This is a genomic window from Pseudomonas frederiksbergensis, assembly GCF_003732665.1.
In the GTDB taxonomy this organism is placed as follows: Bacteria; Pseudomonadota; Gammaproteobacteria; order Pseudomonadales; family Pseudomonadaceae; genus Aquipseudomonas; species Aquipseudomonas frederiksbergensis_G.
The window spans coordinates 421,633-446,149 of sequence record NZ_MOBP01000012.1 but is presented as its reverse complement, the minus strand read 5'-3'; the positions used below and the strand labels follow the sequence as shown (position 1 = coordinate 446,149).

The following is a 24,517-nucleotide window of genomic DNA, read 5'->3' as shown; positions in this document are numbered from 1 at the left end:
TGAGGAGGTGCTCTGACTTTCCTGCCTCCTTGCGAATGCGACCCATGGCCAAGACTGACCAGTTGATCATCTGCGAGCACTGCGACTGCGTGTATCAAAAAGTCACGCTCGCCAAACATCAGAAAACCCTGTGCACCCGCTGCGGCGGCGTGCTCCAGCGCTATAACGGCCTGACGGTGGAGCATCGCCTGGCCCTGACCTTCACCGCGTTGGTGTTGTGGATCTTTGCCAATTTCTACCCGGTCATGAGCATCAACCTCAAAGGCCTGAAAAACAGCGCCACGCTCTGGGATTCGGTGCTCGCCCTGAGCCTGGGGCCGATCACCTTTATCGCCATGGTCGCGGCGATTGCCATGATCATCGCGCCGGTCATCCAACTGGTCCTGTTGATCTGGGTGTTGGGTTTCGCCCTCGCCCGCCAACGCTCGCCGGGTTTTCGTTTCTGCATGCGCTGGCTGGAAACCCTGCGGCCCTGGAGCATGCTCGAAGTCTGCCTGTTGGGGGCGATGGTCGCGGTGATCAAACTCGCCGGGTTGCTGGATGTGCTGCCCGGCATTGGCCTGTTCGCCCTGGCGGTGCTGAGCCTGATGATGATCCGCATTGCCGGGCGCGATATCCGTGAACTGTGGGACATCCTATGACAACGCCTCCGGTGGCCAGCGAACTCGGCCTGTGCCTGTGCCATAGCTGCGGCATGGCCTGCGACATGACCGACGAGCCCCACGAATGCGAACGTTGCGGTGCCCCGCTGCATCGGCGCAAGACCAACGCCCTGGCGCGCACCTGGGCCTACATGTTCACCGCCCTGGCGTTTTATGTCCCGGCCAATCTGCTGCCGGTGATGAACACCAAAATGGTCGGCAACGGCGCCGACAGCACCATCATGAGTGGCGTGCTGGAGTTCTGGGAAGCCGGCGCGTGGGACATTGCCCTGATCATTTTTATCGCCAGCATCGCCGTGCCCGGGATCAAGTTCGTCGCCCTGACGTTGCTGCTGGTGACCGTTCACCGCGACAGCCAATGGGCGCGCAAGGAGCGGTCGAAGCTGTACCGTTTCGTCGAGGTCATCGGCTATTGGTCGATGCTCGACGTGATCGTCGTCGCCCTGGTTGCCTCGCTGGTGAAATTCCAGGCCCTGGCCGATATCGAGCCGCGACTGGGCATTCTGTTTTTTGGCCTGGTGGTGGTCTTCACCATGTTCGCGGCGATGAGTTTCGACCCACGGATGATCTGGGATAACACGCCGGATAAACCACACAACGAGGAGGTCACGGATGAAGTCCCAAGCCACTGAGGGGCCGCAAGCCCCAGGACAGGCCAGTATCAAGACCCGTCGCTTCAGCGTTTCACTGGTGTGGATCGTGCCCATTGTCGCGGTGCTGGTGGGGATTTCCCTGGTGGTGCACAGCCTCATGCAGGAAGGCCCGACCATTGTCGTGACCTTCAAGACCGGCAGCGGCCTGACCGCCAACAAGACCGAGGTCAAATACCGCAACGTGGTGATCGGGCAGGTCTCGGACGTGGCGTTGAGCAACGACCAGAAGAGTGTCGACGCCACGATCAAACTCTCGAAACAGGCAGAAACCTTCACCCGCGAAGACTCGCAATTCTGGGTGGTGCGCCCACGCATCGGCGCGGGCGGCGTCTCAGGCATCGACACCCTGCTGTCCGGCGATTACATCGGTGCCGACATCGGTCACGCCAACGGTCGCGCCAAGAATTTCATCGGCCTGGAAAACCCGCCGCCCATTACCTACGGCGAGCCGGGCAAGCGCTTTACCCTGCACTCCCAGGACCTGGGTTCGCTGGATATCGGCTCACCGGTCTACTACCGCAAGATTCCGGTCGGCCAGGTTGTGGCGTATGCGCTGGATGCCGATGGCAAAGGCGTGAACCTGGAATTGTTCATCCACGCCCCGAATGACGCCTACGTCACCGAGAACACCCGGTTCTGGAACGCCAGCGGCATCGACCTGAACATCGGCGCCAACGGTTTCGCGGTCAAGACCGAATCCCTGTCCTCGCTGCTGGTCGGCGGTATCGCCTTCCTCGCGCCGCCCTACAGCCCCAACGATCAGCCCGCCACCGAAGAGAAAACCTTCGAGCTGTTCGACGACCAGACCACCGCCCTCGCCCCGCCCAACGGCAAGGCGCAGTACCTGAGCCTGCGTTTCGATCAGGCCCTGCGCGGGCTCAAGGTGGATGCGCCGGTGGAATTCCTCGGCATGGAAATCGGCAAGGTAGTGGCGGTCAACCTGGACTTCGACGAGAAGAAACGCAGCTTCCCGGTCAACGTGGGCATCGTGATCTACCCACAACGGCTCGGCCAGGCCCACACCAAAATGGTCAAGGCATTGATGCATGATCCCAATGACGAAGCCGCTGGTGTGCGCCTGATGGGCACCTTTATCGAAAACGGTCTGCGCGCCCAGGCGCGCAGCGGCAACCTGCTGACGGGGCAGTTGTACATCTCGTTGGACTTCTATCCGAAGGCAGAAAAAGTGGTGTTTGATCCGAACGCCCGGCCGATCATCATTCCGACCATTCCGGGCAGCCTCGAACAGTTGCAGGAAAAACTCGAGGCCATGGTCAACAAGATCAATCAACTGCCGGTGGAACGGATTGCCAGCAACCTCGACAGCAACCTCGTCGAGTTGCGCAAAGGCCTGGCGCAATTCAACGCCAAGACCCTGCCCGGCGTGCAGACCACCCTGGCGGACGTCAGCAAGACCCTGAACTCGGCCAGTTCGACCCTGGCCGAAGACTCGCCGCAACGGGAACAGCTGACCCAGACTCTGGACGAACTTAAACGCATGTCGCGTTCCCTGCGTGAACTCTCGGATTACCTGGGACGCCACCCGGAATCGCTGATTCGCGGCCGCCCCGACAACGCCGCGCCAGCCGATCTGCAAGGGCCGCCGCGTAACTGACCACAGGAGCAACACCCATGGCTTTTTCGCCGAAGATCACCCTGGTCGCTGCGTTGCTGCTGCTCGCGGCGTGCCGCAGCGATCCGATTCACTTTCACACCCTGACCCCGGCGCAACTGCCCCGGGGCAATGGCGACGAGATCAAGATCGAAGGCATCAGCGTGCCGCCCCAGGTTGATCGCCCGCAGATTGTGATCCGCCAGGGCAGCAGCGGGTTGGCGATCCTCGAAACCGATTGGTGGGGCGCGAGCCTGGCGGATGAATTGCGCAGTGCGTTGGTGGATCAACTGTCCAACGCCAACGCCCAGCACAAAGTGTCGTTGCGGGTGGATGTGCAGCGCTTCGACTCGATTCCCGGCCAGTACGGTTTGATCGACGTCAAATGGCGCCTGCGGCCGCTGGGTGCCGGCGATAACTCGCTGGTGACGTGCCGCAGTACGTTGCAGACACCGTCCGGGCCTTCCATCGAGGATTTGGTGACGGCGCAGCAGAACAACGTCAAACGCCTGGCTGCGGTGATCAGTCAAGCGGCGGCCACGCAACGGGGTTGCCCGGCGGCCCTCTGAGGCTCTTTGCAGGAGCGTGGCTTGCCCGCGATGGCGTCTTCGCGGGCGCCATCGCGAGCAAGCCTTGCTCCTACGGATATAACTTTTCGAATGTAGGAGCATGGCTTGCCCGCGATGGCGTCTTCGCGGGCGCTATCGCGAGCAAGCTTTGCTCCTACGGATTTAACCCCGCCATGTGTGTTTGATAGTGGATGCCAAATAGCATCTGCAACTAAAAGCTGTTGTCGTTTAATTGTCCGCGCAAATTTTTCACATCCGTTTCACCCCGCCCGCACGTACCGCCCCTTAGTGTGCCGAGCATTGCAGGAAGTTTAACTAAGCAAGTTTCAAGGGGCCGTTGCCGTGATTGAATCAGTGTCATCTGTCATGCCGTCCAGACGCTGGAAGGCATCGCGTCTTATCCGGATTTTCAGCGTAGCAGCGCTGCTGATAACGGCGGCATTGGTCACCGGTTTTGTCGTGTGGCATCGATCCCCGGTCAATCTTGGGACCGCCAACGCCCAGGCGCGCGCCGAACTGCTTCAGCACTGGCGCGCCGGTGATGTGGCTGTGCTGGTTCGGCATGCCGAGCGCTGCGACCGTTCCAGCAACCCTTGCCTGGGGCCGGCGGACGGCATTACCGAGCTCGGCAGTCAGTCCGCCGCAGCGGTGGGCCAGGGTTTTATACAGCTGGGCATGGCCCAGACCGATGTCTTCACCAGCCCGGTAACGCGCACCGAGCAAACGGCCCACTTCATGTTTGGCAAGGAAGTCACGACCCAGGCTTGGTTGGCCAGTTGTGGAAATACCCTGCGTGACGACGTGATCGCGCACAAGATTGCCCATCGTAATGCGGTGCTGATCACTCACAGTGGCTGCATCGGTGATTTTGAAGCCCAAACGGGCTACAAACACGCCGCCTTCAGCGATTACAGCAGTTCATTGTTTGTCAGCATTAAAGCCAACGGACAACTTAAGGTGTTGGGAATACTCAATGACGGTGATTGGCAGTCGATGTGGAATGACAAGTTGTTGAAGTAATCCTTGGTGTCGTTAGTTCTTTCCATTAGTTCTCCCCGTTAGTTCGCATTCTTCAATAAGCGTGTGTCATTCCTTCAGGCACTGTTCAGCGAGGAAGGCTGATAGTGCTCTGGATCCACTGCGTCCTTGCGTTAAGGTTTTTTCATGACGTCCCACCACAATCTGTTGCAACACTCTGCGGCCCGGCTATCCCGGCGGGCCCCCTCCTCCGTCGAGCGCTGGATCGTTCCCGGTTTGCTCCTGGCCTTCGTGGTGTTCTATTTGCTGCCGCTGATGAGTCACGGCTTGTGGATTCCCGATGAAACCCGCTACGGCCAGATTGCCCAGGAAATGCGCCTGAGTGGCAACTGGATCGCCCCGCACTTCATGGGCATCCGTTATTTCGAAAAACCCATCGCCGGCTACTGGATGATCGCCATCGGCCAGGCCGTGTTCGGCGACAACCTCTTTGGTGTGCGAATTGCCTCCGCGATGAGCACTGGGCTGAGCATCTGGCTGACCTACCTGATTGCCCGCCGACTGTGGAACGACCCGCGTAAAAGTGGCGCCTGTGCGTTGCTCTACATGAGTTTCGGGTTGATCGCCGGGCAAGCCGGTTATGCCAATCTCGATCCGCAGTTCACGTTCTGGGTCAATTTGAGCCTGGTGGCGTTGTGGTTTGCCATCGACCAGCCTTCCGGTAAGCCTCGACTCGGTGCCTGGGCAGTGTTGGGCGCCGCGTGTGGTATGGGCTTCATGACCAAGGGTTTCCTCGCCTGGTTGTTGCCGGTGCTGATCGCCCTGCCCTACATGCTCTGGCAACGACGTCTGGGTGAACTGCTGCGCTACGGGTCGATTGCGGTGGGCGTGGCGGTGCTGGTTTGTTTGCCGTGGGTGCTGGCCATTAATCATCAGGAACCGGACTTCTGGCGGTTTTTCTTCTGGAATGAGCACATTCGCCGGTTTGCCGCCGACGATGCGCAACACGCCCAGCCGTGGTGGTTCTACCTGCCGTTGTTGGTGGCATCGAGCATGCCGTGGGCCGCGCTGTTGCCATCGACCTTTATCCAGGCCTGGAAAACCCGGCGTGAACCGATCATAGGTTTTCTGCTGATGTGGCTGCTGTTGCCCCTTACCTTTTTCAGCCTGAGCAGCGGCAAGTTGCCGACCTACATCATGCCGTGCCTGCTGCCGCTGGCGTTGCTGATGGGGCATGCCGTGGTGGGACTGGTCGACCAGGGGAACGACCGGGTGATTCGTTTCAACGGTGCACTCAACGTGGTGTTGGGCGGCGCTGGCCTGATCGCCTTGATCTACGTTCAGGCGACAAAGGAAATCTTCGAAAACACCGAGATGTTCAGCCTGTCCCTGGCCTATATCGTGCTGGCTGGATGGATCATCGCCAACGCATTGCAAGTCTCGCGTCCGTTGCAGTTTTGGGCCGCGCCGGCGCTGGGGAGCTGGCTGCTGGTGGCGCTACTGCCAGCGGCGATGCCGGCGACGATCGTCAACAGCAAGATGCCTGACCAGTTCATCGCCGAACACCAGGAGGCCTTGAGCCAGACGACCTCGTTGCTCAGCAACGACCTGGGTGCGGCATCGGCCTTGTCCTGGCGCTTGAAGCGGCCGCAGGTCGACCTGTTCAACACCATCGGCGAGCTGAAATATGGCCTCGACGATCCGGCCATGGCGTCGCGCAAGGTCACCAAGGAGAACGTCGGCCAGTGGATGACGCAAGCGCGCAAGAAAGGCTCGGTCGGGGTGGTGATGCGGGTCAACAGCGTGCAGGAAGTTCAAGAAGTGGCGTTGTTGCCGGTGGATGGCAAGCGCTACGAGCGTGGCAATCTGGAGATTCTGATATTCCCCCAGACCCAGCCCTGATCCATAAGGCAAACACAGCATCCTGTGGGAGCGGGCTTGCTCGCGAAGGCGGAGTGTCAGTCGACACATGCATTGACTGATACACCGCCTTAGCGAGCAAGCCCGCTCCCTCAAGGGGTGGTGCTAATTTTCAAGCTCCAGGAAAAACCCCATGAAGTTCCAGGCAAGTGACAGGGCCGCCCTATGGCTGCTGCTGGGCGCGACGGCGCTGATGTTGTTATTGGGTTTGGACTCGCGGGAGCTGTGGGGCGCGGAAACCCGCTGGGCCAACATCGCCCTGCAGATGCTGCAAAGCGGCGACTACTTCGACCCCTACCTCAAGGGCGGCCCGTATTACGACAAACCGCTACCGTCCTATTGGCTGATCACCGCCACCGCCTGGTTGACCGGCGGCCTTGGAAACGCGTCGTTGCGCTTGTCCTCGGTATTGGCAGCGTGGCTCAGTGTGTGGTTGGTGTACCTGCTCGGCGAACAATTGTTTCGCAAAGGCACCGGCCTGATCGCCGGATGGATGCTGGCGACGACCTTCTACTTCGTGTTCTGGGCGCGGGTGGCCACGGCAGACATCCTCACCGTGTGCGGTGTGCTCGCCGCCGTGTGGTGGTATTGGCGCGGGCCGGAGGACATACGACTGGGGCGCTACCTGGGATTTTTCCTGCTGCTGTCGCTGACCTCGCTGTTCAAAGGCCTGATCGGCTTCATTCTGCCGGGCCTGCTGCTGTTGCCCCATCTGTTGCAGGACGGGCGCTGGAAACGCCATCTCAATCTGCGGCTGTGCCTGGCCTTGGCGATCGCTGGCGCGTTCTACATGACCCCGTTTGTGCTGTCCCACATCTACGGCGCGCCAACCTACGGCGAAAGTGGCCTGGGCCTGGTGCTGCGGGAAAACGTCGTGCGGTTTTTCCAGCCGTTCGACAACATCGGGCCGATTTACACCTATCTGATTTACCTGCCGGTCTACACCCTGCCCTGGGCACCGTGCTGGATCATCGCGGCGTGGGTCGCCGTGCGGCACTGGCGCAGCGTCGAACCCAATACCCGCTGGCTGATCTGGGGTCTGGGCTTATTGATGTTGTTCTTCACCGCCAGTGGCAGCCGGCGCAGTTATTACGTGTTGCCCCTGGTGCCATTTGCGCAATTGCTCGGGGCCTGGTGGCTTAACCAACGCAACGCAGTGACCCGTGGCTGGAAAATCGGTTTTGGCGCCGCGACGCTGCTGTTGCTCGCGGTGCTGGGCGTGCTTTATCCCTGGACCAACGGCGGTGGTGGCGTGATGCAATTCGGCGAAATGGTCAGGCTTGAAGCCAGCCAGCGTGCGCCGCTGAAGGAATGGCGCATGGTGATGATCGAAGTCGACAACAAAGTGCCGATGTACCTGCAAACCGGCGGCGCACCCTTCTATTACGTGCAGGAAAACCAGAACTTCCCGCGCACGGGCGACAGCGCCGCGTTGATGACCTGGCTGAACACCACCAGCGGCCAACACTGGGACCCGCAGCGCACCATCATCGTGGCGCAATACCGTAACGGCGATGCCTTGCCGCTGGGCTATCTGAGTGTCGACCACCAGGTCATCACCACCACGCCCACCAACGGCGAGCGATTGTTCCATGGGCGGGAAGACCAGAGCGTGGCGTTTATCCCGCAGTCCTGATCGTGGGAGCGGGCTTGCTCGCGAGGGCGTCGTGTCAGTCGACACATGCATTGGCTGATACACCGCCTTCGCGAGCATGCCCGCTCCCACAGGGTTTTGAGTCAGGTTTATAAATCGAAGCGATCCACCGCCCGGCGCCGCTCATTGTCATCGCGCACGTCATAGTTGGCCGTGGTCTGGATGTTGCTGTGATGCGCCAGTTTCTGCGCAATCGACAGGTCGTGCTCTTCAATCACCCGGGTGATGAACGAGCGACGGAAGTCGTGGGGCATGATCTTCACCCCGACCTGCGCACCGCGCTGGCGGGCGATGTAATAGATCGCATGTTTGGTGATGCGCTCGCGGGTAATGTGGCTGCCTCGGCGGATGCGGTTGAACAGGAACGGATCGTCCTGCTGCCCTTCTCCCAATTGCGAACGCCGCAGCTCCAGCCACGCCTCCAGTTTGGCGAACGCCCAGGCCGGGGCGTATTTGATCAACTGTTTGTTGCCCTTGGCCGTGACCCGCAGGCTGCGTTCGCTGAAATCGACCTGGTTCAGGTCGAGGTTCACCGACTCCGACTTGCGCATGCCCGAGCCGTACAACACCGCAATGATCGCCGCGTCCCGCAGGCCTTGTGGTCGCGGGTCCGCCGCGCAGACTTCCATCAACTCCTGAATCAGTGTGCGCTTGAGGTTACGCCCCTGGGACAGCCGTGTGCCGGCAATGCCTTTGACCGAGCGCATCTTCAGCAAGTGTTCCTGGCTGATCAGGCTCATGCGCCAGGCTTCGTTCATCACCCCGCGCACGGCGTTCACATACAGCGAAGAAGTATTCGGCGCGTACCCGTCAGTGCGCAGCGCAGCCACTAACGCGACGACGTCTTCAGGCTGGAGTTCGTACCAGGGGATCTCTTCAATGTTCACATCATCGAAACCCAGGCGATCCGCCGCATCTTGCAACACATAACGCATGGTCAGTTGGCTGGACGGCGCCAGGCGTGCCAGATACAGGGTCAACGGGTTGGCTTTTACAGCCTTGGGTTCATTAACGGGTAAGTCAGTCAAACGAAAAAGCCTTGAATGAAAACGGTTCAACACAACAACTAAAGAGTTCGGCTACTTGCTGTAAGGAGTGGCCGACGATGGAATTAACGCGATAAACGGTCGAAGTCTGAACTCTAGCTGTCTGAACTTCAGATAAACGATTCGCCGACCGGTTTTTCATGTTCCTTTCACAATTTCGGGCCTACTCTAATTCAAACAGGCCACCAGCGATCAGGTAGCACAACCTGACGAGGCCGTTGCAAAAAGTCAACCTAAGCAATTTGTAATATTTATGTAGCAACTCATTGATGCGACTAATTTTTCAGCGTCTACGCTTAGGTGTGGATCCAATCCGTTCGTCCCGAATTTTGTCGATGTGCCAGCCCCGAGGTCCCCATGAGTCAGGCTTTTCTCCCCTTCTCCCGCCCCAGTATCGGCGATGAGGAAATTGCAGCCGTAGAGCAAGTATTACGCTCGGGCTGGATCACCACAGGGCCAAAAAACCAGGCACTGGAAGAGCACTTCGCTAATTACGTCGGTTGCAAGCATGCCGTGGCATTGTCTTCGGCCACCGGTGGCATGCACATCACCTTGCTGGCCTTGGGCATCGGTCCCGGGGATGAAGTCATCACCCCGTCCCAGACCTGGGTATCCACCGCCAACATGATCTGTCTGTTGGGGGCGACGCCAGTGTTTGTCGACGTGGATCGCGACACCTTGATGAGCGACTTGCAGAGCATCGAAGCGGCAATCACGCCTCGGACCCGGGCGATCATCCCGGTGCATTACGCCGGCGCGGCGTTCGATCTCGATCCGCTCTATGCCCTGGCCGACAAACATGGGATTGCCGTGATCGAAGACGCCGCCCACGCCGCTGGCACCTTTTACAAAGGTCGCCACGTTGGCTCACAGGGCACGGCGATCTTCTCGTTCCACGCCATCAAAAACATGACCTGCGCTGAGGGCGCGATGTTTGTCAGCGACGATGAAAACCTGGCCGCTCGGGTGCGCATGCTCAAGTTCCACGGCCTGGGCGTTGACGCCTACGACCGCCTGACCGGTGGCCGCAAACCCCAGGCCCAGGTGATCGAGCCCGGTTTCAAATACAACCTGGCCGACATCAACGCCGCCATCGCTCTGGTGCAACTGGAGCGACTGGACGAGATCAACGCCAAGCGCACGCAACTGGCCCAAACCTACCTGCAACGGCTCGAAGGCCTGCCTGTACAACCGCTGGCCATCCCGGCGTATCCGCAACAGCACGCCTGGCACCTGTTCATCCTGCGCATCGACGCCGAACGCTGCGGTCTCGACCGTGAAGCCTTCATGAAGGCTTTGCAGGAGCAGAACATCGGCACCGGCATTCACTTCATCGCCACGCACCTGCACACCTACTACCGCCAGCGTTACCCGGACATCTACCTGCCCAATACCGAATGGAACTCGGCGCGGCTGTGTTCGATCCCGTTGTTCCCCGACATGACCACCGACGACGTTGAACGTGTCGTAGGTGCCATTGCCAACATTATGGACGCCCGCCTGTGAAACCTTATCCGATCCGTTGCGTATCGATCGTCATCCCGGTCTACAACGAGCAAGACAGCCTTCCCGAGTTGCTCAGGCGCACTGAAGCCGCGTGCCAGCAATTGCACCACGACTACGAAATCGTCTTGGTGGACGACGGCAGCCGCGACAACTCGGCGCAGATTCTGGAAGAGGCCGCCAGCCGCGAGTGCAGCCCGGTGGTGGCGGTCATTCTCAACCGCAACTACGGCCAGCACGCGGCGATCATGGCCGGGTTCGAACAGTGCAAGGGCGACGTGGTAATTACCCTGGACGCCGACCTGCAAAACCCGCCGGAAGAAATCCCCCGATTGGTCGCCCAGGCCGAACTCGGCTACGACGTGGTCGCCACCGTGCGTAACAACCGCCAGGACTCGGCCCTGCGCCGTTGGCCCTCGAAACTGATCAATCTGGCGGTGCAACGCTCCACCGGCGTGGCCATGAGCGACTACGGCTGCATGCTCCGCGCCTACCGCCGGACCATCGTCGACGCGATGCTCGCCTGCCGCGAACGCAGCACCTTCATCCCGATTTTGGCCAACAGCTTCGCCCGCCACACCACGGAAATCCTCGTGACCCACGCCGAGCGTGAACACGGCGAATCCAAGTACAGCCCGATGCGCCTGGTCAACCTGATGTTCGACCTGATCACCTGCATGACCACCACTCCGCTGCGCCTGCTCAGCATTGTCGGCTTCTGCATGGCCGGTCTTGGCGTGCTGTTTGCCATCGCGTTGATTGTCCTGCGCCTGGCCTTTGGCGCCGGCTGGGCTGGCGGCGGTACGTTCGTGCTGTTCGCCGTGCTGTTTGTCTTCACCGGCGGGCAATTCATCGGCATGGGCCTGTTAGGTGAATACCTGGGCCGCATGTACAGCGATGTCCGGGCCCGCCCGCGGTTCTTCATCGAAAAAGTCTTGCGTAGCCAACCCGCCTCCCCTGCTCCCGTTGTCACTGTCGACGGTCTCACTTCCACTTCTTCCGATCAGGTTCTCTCATGAGCAAAAAAGCTGTTGTCTTCGCCTATCACGATATCGGCTGTGCCGGCATCGACGCCCTGCTTGGCGCAGGTTTCGAGATTGCGGCGGTGTTCACCCACGCCGATGACCCGAAGGAAAACGCTTTCTATGGCTCCGTGGCGCAACTGTGTGCCAATCAAGGCATTCCCGTGCACGCCCCGGAGGATGCCAACCATCCACTGTGGATCGAGCGCATTGCCAAGCTCAACCCGGACTACATCTTTTCGTTCTACTACCGCCATCTGCTGAGCGAGCCACTGCTGGCCACCGCAAGCAAAGGTGCGTTCAACCTGCACGGCTCGCTGCTGCCGCTGTACCGTGGTCGCGCGCCGGCCAACTGGGTATTGGTCAACGGCGAAACCGAAACCGGCGTAACCCTGCACCGCATGGTCAAGCGCGCCGATGCCGGCGCCATCCTGGCCCAGCAAAAAGTCGGGATCGAACGCTCCGACACCGCCCTGACCCTGCACGCCAAGCTGCGTGATGCCGCCAGTTCACTGCTGCGAGACACCCTGCCGGCGCTGCTGCAAGGCAAAGTCAGTGAAACCCCGCAGGACGAGTCCAAAGCCACCGTGTTCGGTCGTCGCACTCCGGCCGATGGCAAACTGGTCTGGAAAAAACCGGCGGAAGAACTGTTCAATCTGGTTCGCGCCGTGACCCAACCGTATCCGGGCGCGTTCTGCGACGTCGGCGAGCACAAGTTGATTGTCTGGGGCGCGCAAGTCGCCAAAGGCAATGAAGGCCAGGCACCGGGCCGGGTCATCAGTGTTGACCCGCTGCGCATTGCTTGCGGCGAAGATTCCCTGGTGATTACCGCTGGGCAGCGCAACGACAACGGTTTGTACCTGAGCGGCCCGCAACTGGCCAATGAGCTGGGGCTGGTGGACGGTTCGGTACTGCGTGGCGCTGAATCCGGACGCAAACCGCGCCGTACCCGCGTGCTGATCCTCGGCGTCAACGGCTTCATCGGTAACCACTTGTCCGAGCGCCTGCTGCGTGACGACCGCTATGAAGTCTATGGCCTGGACATTGGTTCCGACGCCATCGACCGCTTGCGCAGCCATCCGAACTTCCACTTCGTCGAAGGTGACATCAGCATTCACTCCGAGTGGATCGAGTACCACATCAAGAAATGCGACGTGGTCCTGCCGCTGGTGGCCATCGCCACGCCGATCGAATACACCCGCAATCCGCTGCGCGTGTTCGAACTCGACTTCGAAGAAAACCTGAAACTGGTGCGCTACTGCGTCAAGTACAACAAGCGCGTGATCTTCCCGTCGACCTCGGAAGTCTATGGCATGTGCCAGGACGAGCGCTTCAACGAAGACACCTCCAACCTGGTCCTCGGCCCGATCAACAAACAACGCTGGATCTACTCGGTCTCCAAGCAACTGCTCGACCGTGTTATCTGGGCCTACGGCCAGAAGGGCCTGAATTTCACCCTGTTCCGTCCCTTCAACTGGATGGGCCCACGCCTGGATCGCCTGGATTCGGCGCGGATCGGCAGCTCCCGAGCGATCACCCAACTGATCCTCAACCTGGTGGAAGGCACGCCTATCCGTCTGTTCGACGGCGGCGAGCAAAAACGCTGCTTTACTGACATCGCCGACGGCGTCGAAGCCCTGGCGCGGATCATCGACAACGACAATGACGTGTGCAACGGCCAGATCATCAACATCGGCAACCCGGACAACGAAGCGAGCATCCGCCAGTTGGGCGAAGAGCTGCTGCGTCAGTTCGAAGCGCACCCGCTGCGCAGCAACTTCCCGCCGTTCGCCGGTTTCCGCGACGTGGAAAGCAAGGCGTTCTACGGCACGGGCTATCAGGATGTGTCCCACCGCAAACCAAGCATCGACAACGCCAAGCGCCTGCTGGACTGGACGCCAACCGTCGAGATGAGCGAGACCATCGGCAACACGCTGGATTTCTTCCTGCGCGAAGCCATGCTCGAAATCGCGGACAAGCGCTAATGCAGGCAGGCCTACGTATCGATGTCGACACCTACCGAGGCACCCGCGAAGGGGTGCCCCGGTTGCTGGAAATCCTCGATGAGGCCCAGGTCAAGGCGACGTTTTTCTTCAGCGTCGGGCCGGACAACATGGGGCGCCACTTGTGGCGCCTGATCCGCCCGCAATTCCTCTGGAAAATGCTGCGTTCCAACGCCGCCGGCCTGTATGGCTGGGACATTTTGCTGGCCGGCACCGCGTGGCCGGGCAAACCGATTGGTCGTGATCTCGGGCACCTGATGCGTCAGGCCCGGGATGCCGGCCATGAAGTCGGCCTGCACGCCTGGGATCACCATGGCTGGCAGGCCAATGCCGGGCGCTGGAGCGAGACGCAACTGATCGAGCAGATTCGCCGGGGCGTCGACAGCCTCAGCGACATCCTCGGGGAAAAAGTCGAGTGCTCGGCGTCTGCCGGTTGGCGGGCGGATGAGCGCGTGATCGAAGCCAAGCAGGCGTTCGGCTTTCGCTACAACAGCGATTGCCGGGGCCAGAGCCTGTTCCAGCCGACCCTGGCCGATGGCCTGTTGGGTGCGCCGCAAATCCCGGTGGACTTGCCAACCTTTGACGAGGTGGTCGGGCCGAGTGTGGCGGCCAAGGATTTCAACGCCTTCATTCTGGACCGCTTCACTCCTGAAAAACTCAACGTCTACACGATCCACGCCGAGGTAGAAGGGATTCTGATGGCCAACGATTTTCGTCAACTGCTGGCCGATGCGCGCCAGCGTGAGATCTGGTTTCAACCCTTGGGCGACCTGCTGCCCGAGTCATTCGCCAGCCTGCCGGCCGGGCGCGTAGTGCGTGGCGCCCTCGACGGCCGTGAAGGCTGGCTGGGAGTGCAAGGCGCATGAGTAAACGCTGGGCCTTGCCTGTGTTGCTGGTCGTCATGTTGCTGGCTTATCTGTTGCCGTTGGGCACACATGGTCTGTGGATTCCCGACGAAAGCCGCTACGCCCAGATCAGCCAGGACATGCTCCTGAGCGGCAACTGGGTGTCGCCGCAGTTCATGGGCTTGCGCTATTTCGAGAAACCGGTGGCCGGTTACTGGATGGTCGCCCTCGGCCAGGCAGTGTTTGGCGAAAACCTGTTCGGCGTGCGTTTCGCCTCGGCCCTGAGCACCGGGCTGAGTGTGTTGCTGTGCTACTTGATCGCCCGCCGTTTGTGGAGCAACCCGCGCAAAAGCTTTGCCTGCGCCTTGCTGTACATGAGTTTCACCGTGGTGGCCGGTCAGGCCGGATACGCCAACCTCGATCCGCAATTCACCTTCTGGGTCAATTTGAGTCTGGTGGCCCTGTGGTTTGCGCTGGACAGCAAAAGCGCCGGCCAGCGGCTGTTGAGTTGGGCTGTGTTGGGACTGGCCTGTGGCATGGGGTTCCTGACCAAGGGGTTTCTCGCCTGGCTGCTACCGGTGTTGATCGCCCTGCCGTGGATGCTCTGGCAGAAACGCTGGCGCGAGTTGTTGATCTACGGTCCGCTTGCGGTGATCGTCGCGATTGCGGTCAGCCTGCCGTGGGCCTTGGCCGTGCATGCCCAGGAGCCCGACTACTGGCGATTCTTCTTCTGGCACGAACACATTCGGCGTTTTGCCGGGGACGATGCTCAGCATGACGCGCCGTGGTGGTTTTACCTGCCGTTGCTGGTTGCGTTCAGCCTGCCGTGGGCGGTGTTGCTGCCGACGGCGCTGAAACAGGCTTGGGATTCCCGACGTCAGGCGAACATGGTCTTTTTGCTGCTGTGGTTGTTGATGCCGCTGATGTTCTTCAGCTTCAGCAACGGCAAACTGCCGACCTACATCCTGCCCTGTCTGTTGCCTCTGGCCCTGTTGCTGGGCAACGCCGTGGCCGACCGCTTGCAGCATGAACAAGGCCGGGCACTGGGCTTCAATGGTTTGCTGAACCTGGTGCTGGGGCTGGTGGTGCTGTTGGCCCTGGTTTACCTGCAACTGAAAAAGCCGCTGTACGAACTCGAACTGCACAATCTGGTGTTGGTGTTTATCGCCCTGATCGGCTGGATCATGGCCAACCTGCTACAAGCCTTCCGGCCCCTGCAATGCTGGGCGGCGCCGGCCTTTGGCAGCTTGCTGTTCATCGGGTTGATCCCGGCGGCTCTGCCCAATTCGGTGGTGGCGAACAAGACCCCTGACCAATTCATCCTCGAACACGCCAGTGAACTCAGCCAGACCGATCAACTGATGAGCAACGACCTGGGCGCGGCGTCGGCCCTGGCCTGGCGCCTGCAACGTCCGCAAGTCGCGCTGTTCAACACCGTCGGCGAGCTGAAATACGGCCTTAATTTCCCCGAATCGCGCAATCGGCGGATCACCCTCGACAAAGTGCAACAGTGGATGCGCGATGCTCGCAAGCAGGGTTCCGTGGGCGTGGTCATGCGGGTCAAGGGTGACGACGAATTGCAGGAAGTGGATCTGCTGCCTAAAGAGGGCAAGCGTTATGAGCAAGGCAACCTGGTGATTCTGATTATCCCCAAGGATGCAGCATGAGCCTGCTTCTGCTGCTGACCGCGTGCCTGCTGACGTGCCTGGGTCAGATCGCGCAGAAATACGCCGTGGAGAGCTGGCGCGGCAAGGACTCCGGCTGGGGCGAAAAACTGCGCTCGCCCTGGTTGTGGCTGGCGCTGTTCTCCCTCGGCATGGGCTTGCTGGTCTGGCTATTGGTATTGCAGCGCCTGGAAGTCGGCGTCGCCTATCCGATGCTCAGTCTCAATTTTGTGCTGATCACCTTGGTCGCCCGCTTCATCTTTAACGAACCCGTCGACCGTCGCCATTGGCTGGGCGTGGCACTTGTCATTGGCGGTGTGGTTTTGCTGGGGCAACACACATGAGCCTGCGCCGTGGAATCACCTTCGCCCTGGGCAGCGTCACCCTGGCCAGCGCCGCGCAGTTGGGCATGCGCTGGAGCATGAGCCGGTTGCCGCAACCGGATCAATGGCTCACCGCCCTGGGCAATGGCAGCGTCGATCCGGTTGCGGTCGGCGTGGTGCTGGCGGCCATCCTCGCCTATGGGTTGTCGATGTTCAGTTGGCTGCTGGCCCTGCGCGACGTACCGCTGGGCCGGGCCTACTCGCTGCTGAGCATCAGCTACGCGCTGGTGTACCTGCTGGCGGCCAGCCTGCCAGCGTTCAACGAACATTTCAGTCTTGCAAAAAGCCTTGGGGTGGCCCTGGTCATCCTGGGTGTCATCACCATCAACTCTCGACCTGCTCGCGTCGCCGTTCTCAGGAATGACCCATGAAAATCAGTGTATTTGGTAGTGGTTACGTTGGCCTGGTACAGGCTGCCGTTCTGGCTGAAGTCGGCCACGATGTGATCTGTATGGACATCGACGCCAAAAAGGTCGAATTGCTCCAGCAAGGGCACGTCAGCATCTTCGAGCCGGGGCTGGCCAGTCTGGTCAGGGAGAGTCTGGAGGCCAAGCGCCTGCAGTTCACCACCGACGAGAAGCTCGCCGTGCAGCATGGCGAGGTGTTGTTTATCGCAGTCGGTACGCCGTCCAGCGAAGATGGTTCGGCTGACCTCAAATACGTGCTGTCGGTCGGTGATGCTGTCGCCCGTCATCGCGAGCAGTCGGTGATCCTGGTGGAAAAATCTACCGTGCCGGTCGGCACTGGCGACACCCTGCGTGCGCACATCGAGCGCAGGCTCCTGGAAGCAAATCGTCTGTTGCAGTTCGATATCGTCTCCAACCCCGAGTTTCTCAAGGAAGGTTCGGCGGTGGCCGACTGCCGGCGCCCCGACCGCATCATCATCGGCTGCGAACGGGATGAAGTGCGCGACGTCATGCGCGATCTCTATTCACCGTTCAACCGCAACCACGATCGAATCATGTTCATGGACCTGCGCAGCGCCGAGCTGACCAAATACGCCGCCAACTGCATGCTGGCGACCAAGATCAGCTTCATCAACCAGATTGCCGAACTGGCCGAACACCTGGGTGCCGACATCGAATCCGTGCGCCTGGGGATCGGCGCCGATTCGCGCATTGGCTACCACTTCATCTATCCAGGCTGCGGTTATGGCGGCTCGTGCTTTCCCAAGGACATGCGCGCCCTGATCCACAGCGCCGAACAGGCCCACTGTTCCAGCGACTTGTTGCAAGCGGTGGAAGCGATCAACCAGCGGCAGAAACACAAGCTGTTCGAGCGCGTCAACGCGTTCTACAAGGGCAATCTGACCGGCAAGACCTTTGCCGTGTGGGGCCTGGCGTTCAAGCCCAACACCGACGACATGCGCGATGCGCCGAGCCGGGTGTTGCTGGAATCCTTGTGGGCCGCCGGGGCCAACGTGCGGGCGTTCGACCCGGAAGCCATGCAGGAAACCCAGCACCTGTACCCGGACGAATCGAAACTGATGTTGATGGGCACCCCGGAATCGGTACTGGCCGGCGCCGATGCGCTGATCATCTGCACGGAGTGGCAGCAGTTCAAGGCGCCGGATTTTGATCTGATCCGCCAGCGTCTCGCCGCGCCGGTGATCTTCGACGGGCGCAACCTGTATGACGCCGAACGCTTGTCCCGGGCCGGTTTCCTGTACTTCCCGATGGGCCGAGGGGATTCGCGCAACCTGCCGATTCCATACCAGCAATGGTCTACCATTTCGTCGGTTGCCTGACGATGACTGACGCCATCCGCCGACAGTCCCTGGGTGCGGGACTGCTGGCGCTGCTGCTGTTCATGGCCGGGGTTTATCAGCAGGCCGCCATCGGTTTCGATTCGCGGTTTGTGTTGTTCGCCCAGGAAATGCTGCGCCACGGGCCGACGGTGTTCCCGACCACTTACGGTGAGCCCTACGCCGACTATTCGGCTCTGAGCACGCTGTTTACCTGGTTGCTGGCGCTGCCGTTCGGGCAGGTTAACGCCTTCAGCGCCTGGCTGCCGAGTGCGGTGGCCGGCGCGGTGATCGTCACATTGATGTATCGACTGCTGGCGCCCTACTCCACTCGCTGGGCGCTGCTGAGTATCGCCCTGCTCCTGCTGACCAACACCTTCGTCACCGAAACCCGCGCCGTGTCCCAGGATTTGATGCTGGCGGCGGTGGCGTTTTCGGTGTTTTACCTGGGTTATGCCGCTGATCACTTTGGTGCGCCACGTCGCTGGTTGCTGATCTTTGCCTTGTTGTTGGTGGGTTTTGGCATCCGTGGACCGATAGGCCTGGTGGTGCCGACCGGCATGCTGTGCAGCTATTTCCTGCTCAATCGGCAGTGGCAACGCCTGCTGGCGTTCGGGTTGCTTGCCGCCATGCTGCTGTTGGTGTGCGTCGGTTTGTTGCTGCTGCTGGCCAAGCACAGCGGTGGCCCGGCCTTTATGCAGGACGTGATCCGCATGCAGTTCATGGGGCGCATGGACGGCAGTGAGGGGGTCAGCGGTTCGCTGTATTACTTCACCAGTTCCATGGGCAACTACGCGTTGGCGTATCCATTGGCGGTGCTGGCCCTGGCAGCGATCTGCCTGACCAACCCGCGTGAAGCCGGACCGCCATTGCGCCTGGTGCAGTACTGCGCGGCGGCCGGGCTGATTGTGATGCTTGGACTGTCGATTCCCCAGGCGAAAAAAGCCCGATACTTGCTGCCGATGCTGCCCATGGCCGCGATCATTGCCGCGTATCCGTTTCAGGTGATGCAAGGCCGATGGTTTGGCGTGTTGCGTGGCTTGATGCAAGGGGTGTGGCTGGTGATTCCGGGGGTGTTGATCGTGGCATTGATGGTTGGCCAGCGACGCTTCCCCGGGGTATTGAACTCACTGACACCGATATTGATTGTGCTCGGTGTGTTGCAGGTGCTCGCGCTGGCAGCGTTTTTCCGGCCCGCATGGCGAGCGCAGGTGCTGGCATTTAGCGCGGTATTGGGGCTGTGGTCGGTGTACATCCTGGTGTTCGAACCGGTAGAACGGCAGCTCTACGATACGCGCAGCTTCAGTCGCGCAGCCTTCACCCTGGTGCAACAAGAACCCGCACCGCTGGTGCTGTTCGGCATGGGCAAGGACGCCAAGGCGATCAAGTTCATGGTCAATATCGAGCAGGATCTGCAACCGGTGTTTACCGAATCGGTCCATGAACTGGAAAGCATCAAGGCGCCGGTTTGGGTGATGCTGGATCAGAGTGATTACAAAGTCCTGAAAGGCACTTCTCTGGGTTCGCTGGAACCCGCGTTGATCGGGCGTTTCGATAAAAACGATTACGTTTTATTGCACCTCAAACCATAACACCGGTCCCCTATAGGAGCTGCCGAAGGCTGCGATCTTTTGACTTTGACTTTCAAGATCAAAAGATCGCAGCCTTCGGCAGCTCCTACATGTTCGTGCGCAGTTCCAGGTTGGAACTAGTTGTTAGCCTTGCACTTTCAAATCCACACCCAACGCCTGGGCAAACGCCTTGACCAGCGGACTGCGTACAGTGTTGTGGCGCAGGATCAGGTTGAACGGCGTGACGATATAAATAAGGTCCGGGCGCACTGCCCGGAATTGCCCCTGAGCCACCAGGTTGGCGGCGTAATGTTGCGGCAGGAAGCCCACAAAACGGCCGGTCTTGATCAGCAACGCCACGGCTTCAACCTGGGTCGCAGAGGCGGAAAAGCTGTCGTAGCGGGCAAAATTCAATTTGTCCCGATGAATCGCGTAGCGGTGGTTGATGCACTCGTAGTCCTTGAGCACGTTGCTGCTGATTTCCGCCTCCGGCACCGCGAACAGCGGATGCCCGACCGCGCAGTAAACCTCCGAACGCTCCTCGTACAGCGAGTAGTAATCGAACTCTTCGCGTTTTTGATAGACCGGGACGATGCCCGCCACTAATCGACCCTCTACCACGCCGCGCTCTATTTCATCTAACTGTGACGCTTGAAGTTGAAATCTGACCTTGGGCGATTCTTCATTAATCCGTTTAAGTGCTGCAACTAACGGTGAGCCTTCATCGGTCAATGTGTTGTCAATAACCCCCACCCCAAGATCACCAATAAGTTCATTCTGCGCAGAACTAAGCCGATCACGAAAGTTATCGACGGAGGCAAACAAATCAATCGATGCCTGATACACCAGACGCCCTTCTTCGGTCAGGTGAAAGCCCTCGCGACCACGGGTGCACAGGCGCATGCCGATGCGAATTTCAAGGTCGGAGATCTGTTTACTGATGGCCGCCAGGCCCACATTCAGCTCATTCTGCGCGGCACTGAAGCCGCCCGCCTCGACCACGGCCTTGAACACTTTGAGCAGTTTGAAGTCCAGGCCGCTGAGTGCCAATGGTGCTCGCTGAGTCGGTTTCGGCGCGGGGTTTCCGGAATTGGAAAGTGGGGTTTCCATAATGCTTATTTACCTCTGGCGCCCTAGCAAACAATCTGTGCCCAACAACAAAAACATAGCTGGCCAATAATAATGAACACAGAAAACAAGGCTTGGCAACCGCTAATAAATTCCGTACCTGAGTGCCAACTCACTGATTTCGCACTATTAAAAGCTGACACTTCGACGTAGGAGCTGCCGAAGGCTGCGATCTTTTGATCTTGATCTTTCATGGGTCAAACAAGATCAAAAGATCGCAGCCTTCGGCAGCTCCTACATGAAATATCGCTTCGATCTGACGGCATACCGATTTCAGTTCGCTTTACCGACGAGGAAAACAACAATGTCTCAAACCACCGACCGTCTCTGGGGTGCACGCTTCAAAAGCGGCCCGTCCGAAGCCCTGGCGGCCCTGTCCCGTTGCCCTGAGCGCTACTTTCGCCTGACCCCGTACGACTTGGCCGGGTCCAAGGCCCATGCCGGGGAACTGCAACGCGCAGGTCTTTTGAGCGAAGAAGAAACCCGCACCATGCTCGGTGCCCTGGACCAGATTGGCGCTGACTTCAAGGCCGGCAGCATCGCCCCGACCCTCGACGACGAAGACGTCCACACCTTTATCGAACGCCTGCTGACCGAACGCCTCGGCGCTTTGGGCGGCAAGCTGCGCGCCGGTCGTTCCCGCAACGACCAGACCGCCAACGACCTGCGCCTGTTCCTGCGTGACCACGTGCGCACCCTGGCCGTTGAAGTGCTGGCCCTGCAACAAGCGCTGGTGGATCAGGCCGAGCAACACATCGAAAGCATCTGCCCGGGCTTCACCCACTTGCAGCAAGCCCAGCCGATCGTTTTCGCCCACCACTTGCTGGCCCACGCCCAATCGATGCTGCGTGATGTGCAACGCCTGGTGGATTGGGACGCCCGCACCTCGCTGTCGCCACTCGGTGCCGCCGCCATGGCAGGTTCCGCCATTGCTCGCCAGCCCCAGCAGTCGGCCAAGGAAATGGGCTACAGCGGCGTGTGCGAAAACTCCATCGATGCTGTCGCCAGTCGCGACCACGTTGCCGAATTCCTGTTTATCGCCAGCATGCTCGGGATCAACATTTCCCGCCTCGCTGAAGAATTTTGCCTGTGGTCGTCGCGGCAATTTCGCTGGGTTGCGCTGGACGATGCCTATGCCACTGGCAGCTCAATCATGCCCCAGAAGAAAAACCCGGACATCGCCGAACTGGCCCGGGGCAAGGCGGGCCGCTTGATCGGTAACCTCACCGGTTTGCTCTCCACCCTCAAATCCCTGCCGCTGTCCTACAACCGCGATTTGAGCGAGGACAAAAACGGCGTGCTGGATAGCGTCGACACCCTGCTGCTGGTGCTGCCGGCCATGGCCGGGATGGTCGCGACCATGAAGGTCAATGTGGAAGAGCTGCGGCGCCAGGCGCCATTGGGCTTCACTCTGGCGACTGAAGTCGCCGATTGGCTGGCCATGCGCGGCGTGCCATTCAAGGAAGCCCATGAAATCACCGGCGCGCTGGTCCAGGCCTGTGAGAAACACGACATCGAATTGTGGGAAGCGTCCCCGGCGCTGCTGGCAGAAATCGACTCACGCCTGACCCCGGAAGTACGCGATAGCCTGACCCTTGAAGCCGCTATCGCTGCCCGCAGTGGCTGGGGCGGCACCGCGCCAGAGCGGGTGCGCGAGCAGATCGGCCGCCTGAAAACCGCCCTCGCCGCCCAGCATGCGTGGACCGAGAACTACCAGGGCTTCCGTCTCTGAAACAAGACGCAAAACCTGTGGGAGCGGGCTTGCTCGCGAAGAGACCGGCACATTCAACATCGTTGTTGGCTGACACACCGCTTTCGCGAGCAAGCCCGCTCCCACAAGGGGATTGGGGTTGACCTGAAACACCAGTGTACGGAGAAACATCATGAGCCAGACTCAGGCAGAACGTCTCCAGTCGGAGCGCAAACTGGCGGAAAACCAGTTCGATATCACCCAATACCACCACGTGCCACGGCGCTATTACGGGCGGATTTTCTTCGCCACCGTCATTGTTATCGCCATCCTCGGCCTGGTCCGCGCTTTCGCCGAAGGCAAGATTGAATGGTCCTACATCGGCCAGTTCGTCACCTCTCAGGCGATCCTCTGGGGCTTGTTCAACACCATCGTCATGGCGGTGCTGGCCATGGCGTTGGGCATTGTGTTCGGGGTGATCACGGCGATCATGCGCATGTCGGCCAACCCGATCCTGCGCTACGTCGCGGTGACCTACACCTGGCTGTTCCGTGGCACGCCGCTAATCCTGCAACTGCTGTTGTGGTTCAACCTGGCGCTGATTTTTCCCACCATCGGCATCCCCGGCCTGTTCGAAATGGACACCGTGAGCCTGATGACGCCGTTCGTGGCCGCCCTTCTCGGCTTGAGCATCAATCAGGGCGCCTACACCGCCGAAGTGGTACGCGCCGGTTTGCTGTCCGTGGACACCGGGCAATACGAAGCCGCCAAGTCCATCGGCATGCCGCGCCTGCAAGCGCTGCGCCGGATCATCCTGCCGCAAGCCATGCGCATCATCATTCCGCCGGTCGGCAACGAATTCATCGGCATGGTGAAAATGACCTCGCTGGCGAGCGTCATCCAGTACTCGGAACTGCTCTACAACGCCCAGAACATCTACTACGCCAACGCCCGCGTGATGGAGCTGCTGATCGTCGCCGGTATCTGGTATCTGGTCGCCGTCACCGTGCTGTCCTTTGGTCAAAGCCGTCTGGAGCGTCGTTTCGCTCGCGGCGCCGGCAAGCGTTCTTGAGGAGCCTCCCATGAGAAACATCGTCAAGGCCGTGAGCCTGAACAAATATTACGACCAGTACCACGCGCTCAAGGACATCAACATCGAAGTCGAGCAAGGCGAAGTGCTGTGCATCATCGGCCCCTCCGGCTCGGGCAAGAGCACCTTGCTGCGTTGCGTCAACCAGTTGGAAAAGATCGACAAGGGTGGCCTCTGGGTCGACGGCGAACTGGTGGGTTACCGCGTGGTCGGCAACAAACTGCACGAACTCAACGAGTCGCAGATTGCCCGCCAGCGACTGTCCACCGGCATGGTGTTCCAGCGTTTCAACCTGTTCCCGCACATGACTGTGCTGCAAAACATCATCGAAGGCCCGTGTCAGGTGCTCAAGCGTTCGCCCAAAGAGGCGCACGAAGAAGCCGTGGAACTGCTGGCCCGGGTCGGCCTGGCCGACAAATGCAACAGCTACCCGATCGAACTCTCGGGCGGCCAGCAGCAACGGGTGGCGATTGCCCGCGCGTTGGCCATGCGCCCCAAGCTGATGCTGTTCGATGAACCCACTTCGGCACTCGACCCGGAACTGGTCGGTGAGGTGCTGTCGGTGATGCGCGATCTGGCGCAAACCGGCATGACCATGATCGTCGTCACCCATGAACTGGGCTTCGCTCGCGAGGTTTCCAACCGCATGGTGTTTATGGACGGCGGGCAGATCGTGGAGGCTGGAAGCCCCGAAGAAATACTAATAAGCCCACAAAACCCGCGCACCCAAAGCTTCATTTCTGCCGTTCGAACCTAAGCGCCGGCTGGCGTAACAACACT

The 24,517-nt window shown here is 60.1% G+C and carries 21 protein-coding genes; 19 read left to right on the top strand and 2 right to left on the bottom strand.

The window, feature by feature from the left end; genetic code table 11:
• The first annotated feature begins 44 nt into the window (after window positions 1-44).
• The 7 genes from BK665_RS19210 (at window position 45) to BK665_RS19180 (ending at window position 8,030) form a co-directional block, all read left to right on the top strand.
• Window positions 45-641: a paraquat-inducible protein A gene (locus tag BK665_RS19210; protein ID WP_123408189.1), complete on the top strand. Its 597-nt coding sequence runs from the start codon at window positions 45-47 to the stop codon at window positions 639-641.
• Window positions 638-1,294, top strand: coding sequence for a paraquat-inducible protein A (locus BK665_RS19205; RefSeq protein ID WP_123408187.1), 657 nt, complete (start codon window positions 638-640; stop codon window positions 1,292-1,294). The genes BK665_RS19210 and BK665_RS19205 overlap by 4 nt, the downstream gene beginning before the upstream one ends.
• Entirely contained in the window at window positions 1,275-2,930 is a 1,656-nt protein-coding gene (locus BK665_RS19200; protein WP_123408185.1) for a PqiB family protein, read from the top strand. The genes BK665_RS19205 and BK665_RS19200 overlap by 20 nt, the downstream gene beginning before the upstream one ends.
• Window positions 2,931-2,947: 17 nt before the next feature.
• Complete coding sequence (locus tag BK665_RS19195; RefSeq protein WP_123408183.1) at window positions 2,948-3,496, top strand: PqiC family protein; 549 nt, start codon at window positions 2,948-2,950, stop codon at window positions 3,494-3,496.
• Window positions 3,497-3,862: 366 nt separating this feature from the next.
• The gene (pmrG, locus tag BK665_RS19190) at window positions 3,863-4,516 is read left to right on the top strand and encodes a lipopolysaccharide core heptose(II)-phosphate phosphatase PmrG (RefSeq protein ID WP_123408181.1); all 654 of its coding nucleotides are present in this window, start codon (window positions 3,863-3,865) and stop codon (window positions 4,514-4,516) included.
• A gap of 144 nt (window positions 4,517-4,660) precedes the next feature.
• A complete protein-coding gene (gene arnT, locus BK665_RS19185) occupies window positions 4,661-6,376 on the top strand; it encodes a lipid IV(A) 4-amino-4-deoxy-L-arabinosyltransferase (protein ID WP_123408179.1) in 1,716 nt (571 codons plus the stop codon).
• 151 nt (window positions 6,377-6,527) lie between these two features.
• A complete protein-coding gene (locus tag BK665_RS19180) occupies window positions 6,528-8,030 on the top strand; it encodes an ArnT family glycosyltransferase (protein ID WP_123408177.1) in 1,503 nt (500 codons plus the stop codon).
• A gap of 107 nt (window positions 8,031-8,137) precedes the next feature.
• Here BK665_RS19180 and BK665_RS19175 read toward each other — a convergent pair whose 3' ends face one another.
• Complete coding sequence (locus tag BK665_RS19175; RefSeq protein ID WP_375538944.1) at window positions 8,138-9,076, bottom strand: site-specific integrase; 939 nt, start codon at window positions 9,074-9,076, stop codon at window positions 8,138-8,140.
• A 375-nt stretch (window positions 9,077-9,451) separates the two neighbouring features.
• Between BK665_RS19175 and arnB the strand changes: the two genes are divergently transcribed.
• Genes arnB through BK665_RS19130 form a run of 9 tightly spaced genes read left to right on the top strand, consistent with a single transcriptional unit; the run spans window position 9,452 to window position 19,850 of the window.
• Window positions 9,452-10,600 carry a UDP-4-amino-4-deoxy-L-arabinose aminotransferase gene (gene arnB / locus BK665_RS19170; protein ID WP_123408173.1) on the top strand — a complete coding sequence of 383 codons (1,149 nt, stop codon included), beginning with the start codon at window positions 9,452-9,454 and terminating at the stop codon, window positions 10,598-10,600.
• Window positions 10,597-11,616, top strand: a complete 1,020-nt coding sequence (arnC, locus tag BK665_RS19165; protein ID WP_123408171.1) for an undecaprenyl-phosphate 4-deoxy-4-formamido-L-arabinose transferase — start codon at window positions 10,597-10,599, stop codon at window positions 11,614-11,616. Before arnB ends, arnC begins: the two co-directional genes overlap by 4 nt.
• Window positions 11,613-13,604, top strand: a complete 1,992-nt coding sequence (arnA, locus tag BK665_RS19160) for a bifunctional UDP-4-amino-4-deoxy-L-arabinose formyltransferase/UDP-glucuronic acid oxidase ArnA (RefSeq protein ID WP_123408169.1) — start codon at window positions 11,613-11,615, stop codon at window positions 13,602-13,604. Before arnC ends, arnA begins: the two co-directional genes overlap by 4 nt.
• Window positions 13,604-14,488 (top strand): 4-deoxy-4-formamido-L-arabinose-phosphoundecaprenol deformylase, encoded by an 885-nt coding sequence (gene arnD, locus BK665_RS19155; RefSeq protein WP_123408167.1) that lies wholly within the window; start codon window positions 13,604-13,606, stop codon window positions 14,486-14,488. Before arnA ends, arnD begins: the two co-directional genes overlap by 1 nt.
• A complete protein-coding gene (gene arnT / locus BK665_RS19150) occupies window positions 14,485-16,134 on the top strand; it encodes a lipid IV(A) 4-amino-4-deoxy-L-arabinosyltransferase (protein ID WP_123408165.1) in 1,650 nt (549 codons plus the stop codon). Before arnD ends, arnT (BK665_RS19150) begins: the two co-directional genes overlap by 4 nt.
• Entirely contained in the window at window positions 16,131-16,475 is a 345-nt protein-coding gene (arnE, locus tag BK665_RS19145) for a 4-amino-4-deoxy-L-arabinose-phosphoundecaprenol flippase subunit ArnE (protein WP_123408163.1), read from the top strand. Before arnT (BK665_RS19150) ends, arnE begins: the two co-directional genes overlap by 4 nt.
• Entirely contained in the window at window positions 16,472-16,885 is a 414-nt protein-coding gene (gene arnF, locus BK665_RS19140; protein ID WP_123408161.1) for a 4-amino-4-deoxy-L-arabinose-phosphoundecaprenol flippase subunit ArnF, read from the top strand. The genes arnE and arnF overlap by 4 nt, the downstream gene beginning before the upstream one ends.
• Window positions 16,882-18,261, top strand: a complete 1,380-nt coding sequence (locus tag BK665_RS19135; protein WP_123408159.1) for a UDP-glucose dehydrogenase family protein — start codon at window positions 16,882-16,884, stop codon at window positions 18,259-18,261. The genes arnF and BK665_RS19135 overlap by 4 nt, the downstream gene beginning before the upstream one ends.
• Before the next feature lie 2 nt (window positions 18,262-18,263).
• Window positions 18,264-19,850 (top strand): ArnT family glycosyltransferase, encoded by a 1,587-nt coding sequence (locus tag BK665_RS19130; protein WP_123408434.1) that lies wholly within the window; start codon window positions 18,264-18,266, stop codon window positions 19,848-19,850.
• 123 nt (window positions 19,851-19,973) lie between these two features.
• Here the strand turns inward: BK665_RS19130 and BK665_RS19125 are convergent, their stop codons facing one another.
• On the bottom strand, window positions 19,974-20,939 hold the full coding sequence (locus BK665_RS19125) for a LysR family transcriptional regulator (protein WP_123408157.1): 966 nt from the start codon (window positions 20,937-20,939) through the stop codon (window positions 19,974-19,976).
• A 322-nt stretch (window positions 20,940-21,261) separates the two neighbouring features.
• On the opposite strand from BK665_RS19125, the gene argH reads away from it, so the two are divergent.
• The 3 genes from argH (at window position 21,262) to BK665_RS19105 (ending at window position 24,494) form a co-directional block, all read left to right on the top strand.
• Window positions 21,262-22,689, top strand: a complete 1,428-nt coding sequence (gene argH, locus BK665_RS19120; RefSeq protein WP_123408155.1) for an argininosuccinate lyase — start codon at window positions 21,262-21,264, stop codon at window positions 22,687-22,689.
• A 151-nt stretch (window positions 22,690-22,840) separates the two neighbouring features.
• Window positions 22,841-23,719, top strand: coding sequence for an amino acid ABC transporter permease (locus tag BK665_RS19110; protein WP_123408153.1), 879 nt, complete (start codon window positions 22,841-22,843; stop codon window positions 23,717-23,719).
• Between the two features lie 10 nt (window positions 23,720-23,729).
• Entirely contained in the window at window positions 23,730-24,494 is a 765-nt protein-coding gene (locus BK665_RS19105) for an amino acid ABC transporter ATP-binding protein (RefSeq protein ID WP_123408152.1), read from the top strand.
• The last annotated feature ends 23 nt before the right edge of the window (window positions 24,495-24,517 follow it).

Coding starts and splice junctions, on each gene's coding strand:
- arnD (WP_123408167.1), top strand. CDS start 13,604: ATGCAGGCAGGCCTACGTATCGATGTCGACACCTACCGAGGCACCCGC.
- BK665_RS19210 (WP_123408189.1), top strand. CDS start 45: ATGGCCAAGACTGACCAGTTGATCATCTGCGAGCACTGCGACTGCGTG.
- BK665_RS19205 (WP_123408187.1), top strand. CDS start 638: ATGACAACGCCTCCGGTGGCCAGCGAACTCGGCCTGTGCCTGTGCCAT.
- BK665_RS19195 (WP_123408183.1), top strand. CDS start 2,948: ATGGCTTTTTCGCCGAAGATCACCCTGGTCGCTGCGTTGCTGCTGCTC.
- BK665_RS19105 (WP_123408152.1), top strand. CDS start 23,730: ATGAGAAACATCGTCAAGGCCGTGAGCCTGAACAAATATTACGACCAG.
- arnT (WP_123408179.1), top strand. CDS start 4,661: ATGACGTCCCACCACAATCTGTTGCAACACTCTGCGGCCCGGCTATCC.
- argH (WP_123408155.1), top strand. CDS start 21,262: ATGTCTCAAACCACCGACCGTCTCTGGGGTGCACGCTTCAAAAGCGGC.
- arnT (WP_123408165.1), top strand. CDS start 14,485: ATGAGTAAACGCTGGGCCTTGCCTGTGTTGCTGGTCGTCATGTTGCTG.
- arnE (WP_123408163.1), top strand. CDS start 16,131: ATGAGCCTGCTTCTGCTGCTGACCGCGTGCCTGCTGACGTGCCTGGGT.
- pmrG (WP_123408181.1), top strand. CDS start 3,863: ATGCCGTCCAGACGCTGGAAGGCATCGCGTCTTATCCGGATTTTCAGC.
- BK665_RS19135 (WP_123408159.1), top strand. CDS start 16,882: ATGAAAATCAGTGTATTTGGTAGTGGTTACGTTGGCCTGGTACAGGCT.
- arnF (WP_123408161.1), top strand. CDS start 16,472: ATGAGCCTGCGCCGTGGAATCACCTTCGCCCTGGGCAGCGTCACCCTG.
- arnB (WP_123408173.1), top strand. CDS start 9,452: ATGAGTCAGGCTTTTCTCCCCTTCTCCCGCCCCAGTATCGGCGATGAG.
- BK665_RS19130 (WP_123408434.1), top strand. CDS start 18,264: ATGACTGACGCCATCCGCCGACAGTCCCTGGGTGCGGGACTGCTGGCG.
- arnA (WP_123408169.1), top strand. CDS start 11,613: ATGAGCAAAAAAGCTGTTGTCTTCGCCTATCACGATATCGGCTGTGCC.
- BK665_RS19110 (WP_123408153.1), top strand. CDS start 22,841: ATGAGCCAGACTCAGGCAGAACGTCTCCAGTCGGAGCGCAAACTGGCG.
- BK665_RS19125 (WP_123408157.1), bottom strand. CDS start 20,939: ATGGAAACCCCACTTTCCAATTCCGGAAACCCCGCGCCGAAACCGACT.
- BK665_RS19200 (WP_123408185.1), top strand. CDS start 1,275: ATGAAGTCCCAAGCCACTGAGGGGCCGCAAGCCCCAGGACAGGCCAGT.
- BK665_RS19180 (WP_123408177.1), top strand. CDS start 6,528: ATGAAGTTCCAGGCAAGTGACAGGGCCGCCCTATGGCTGCTGCTGGGC.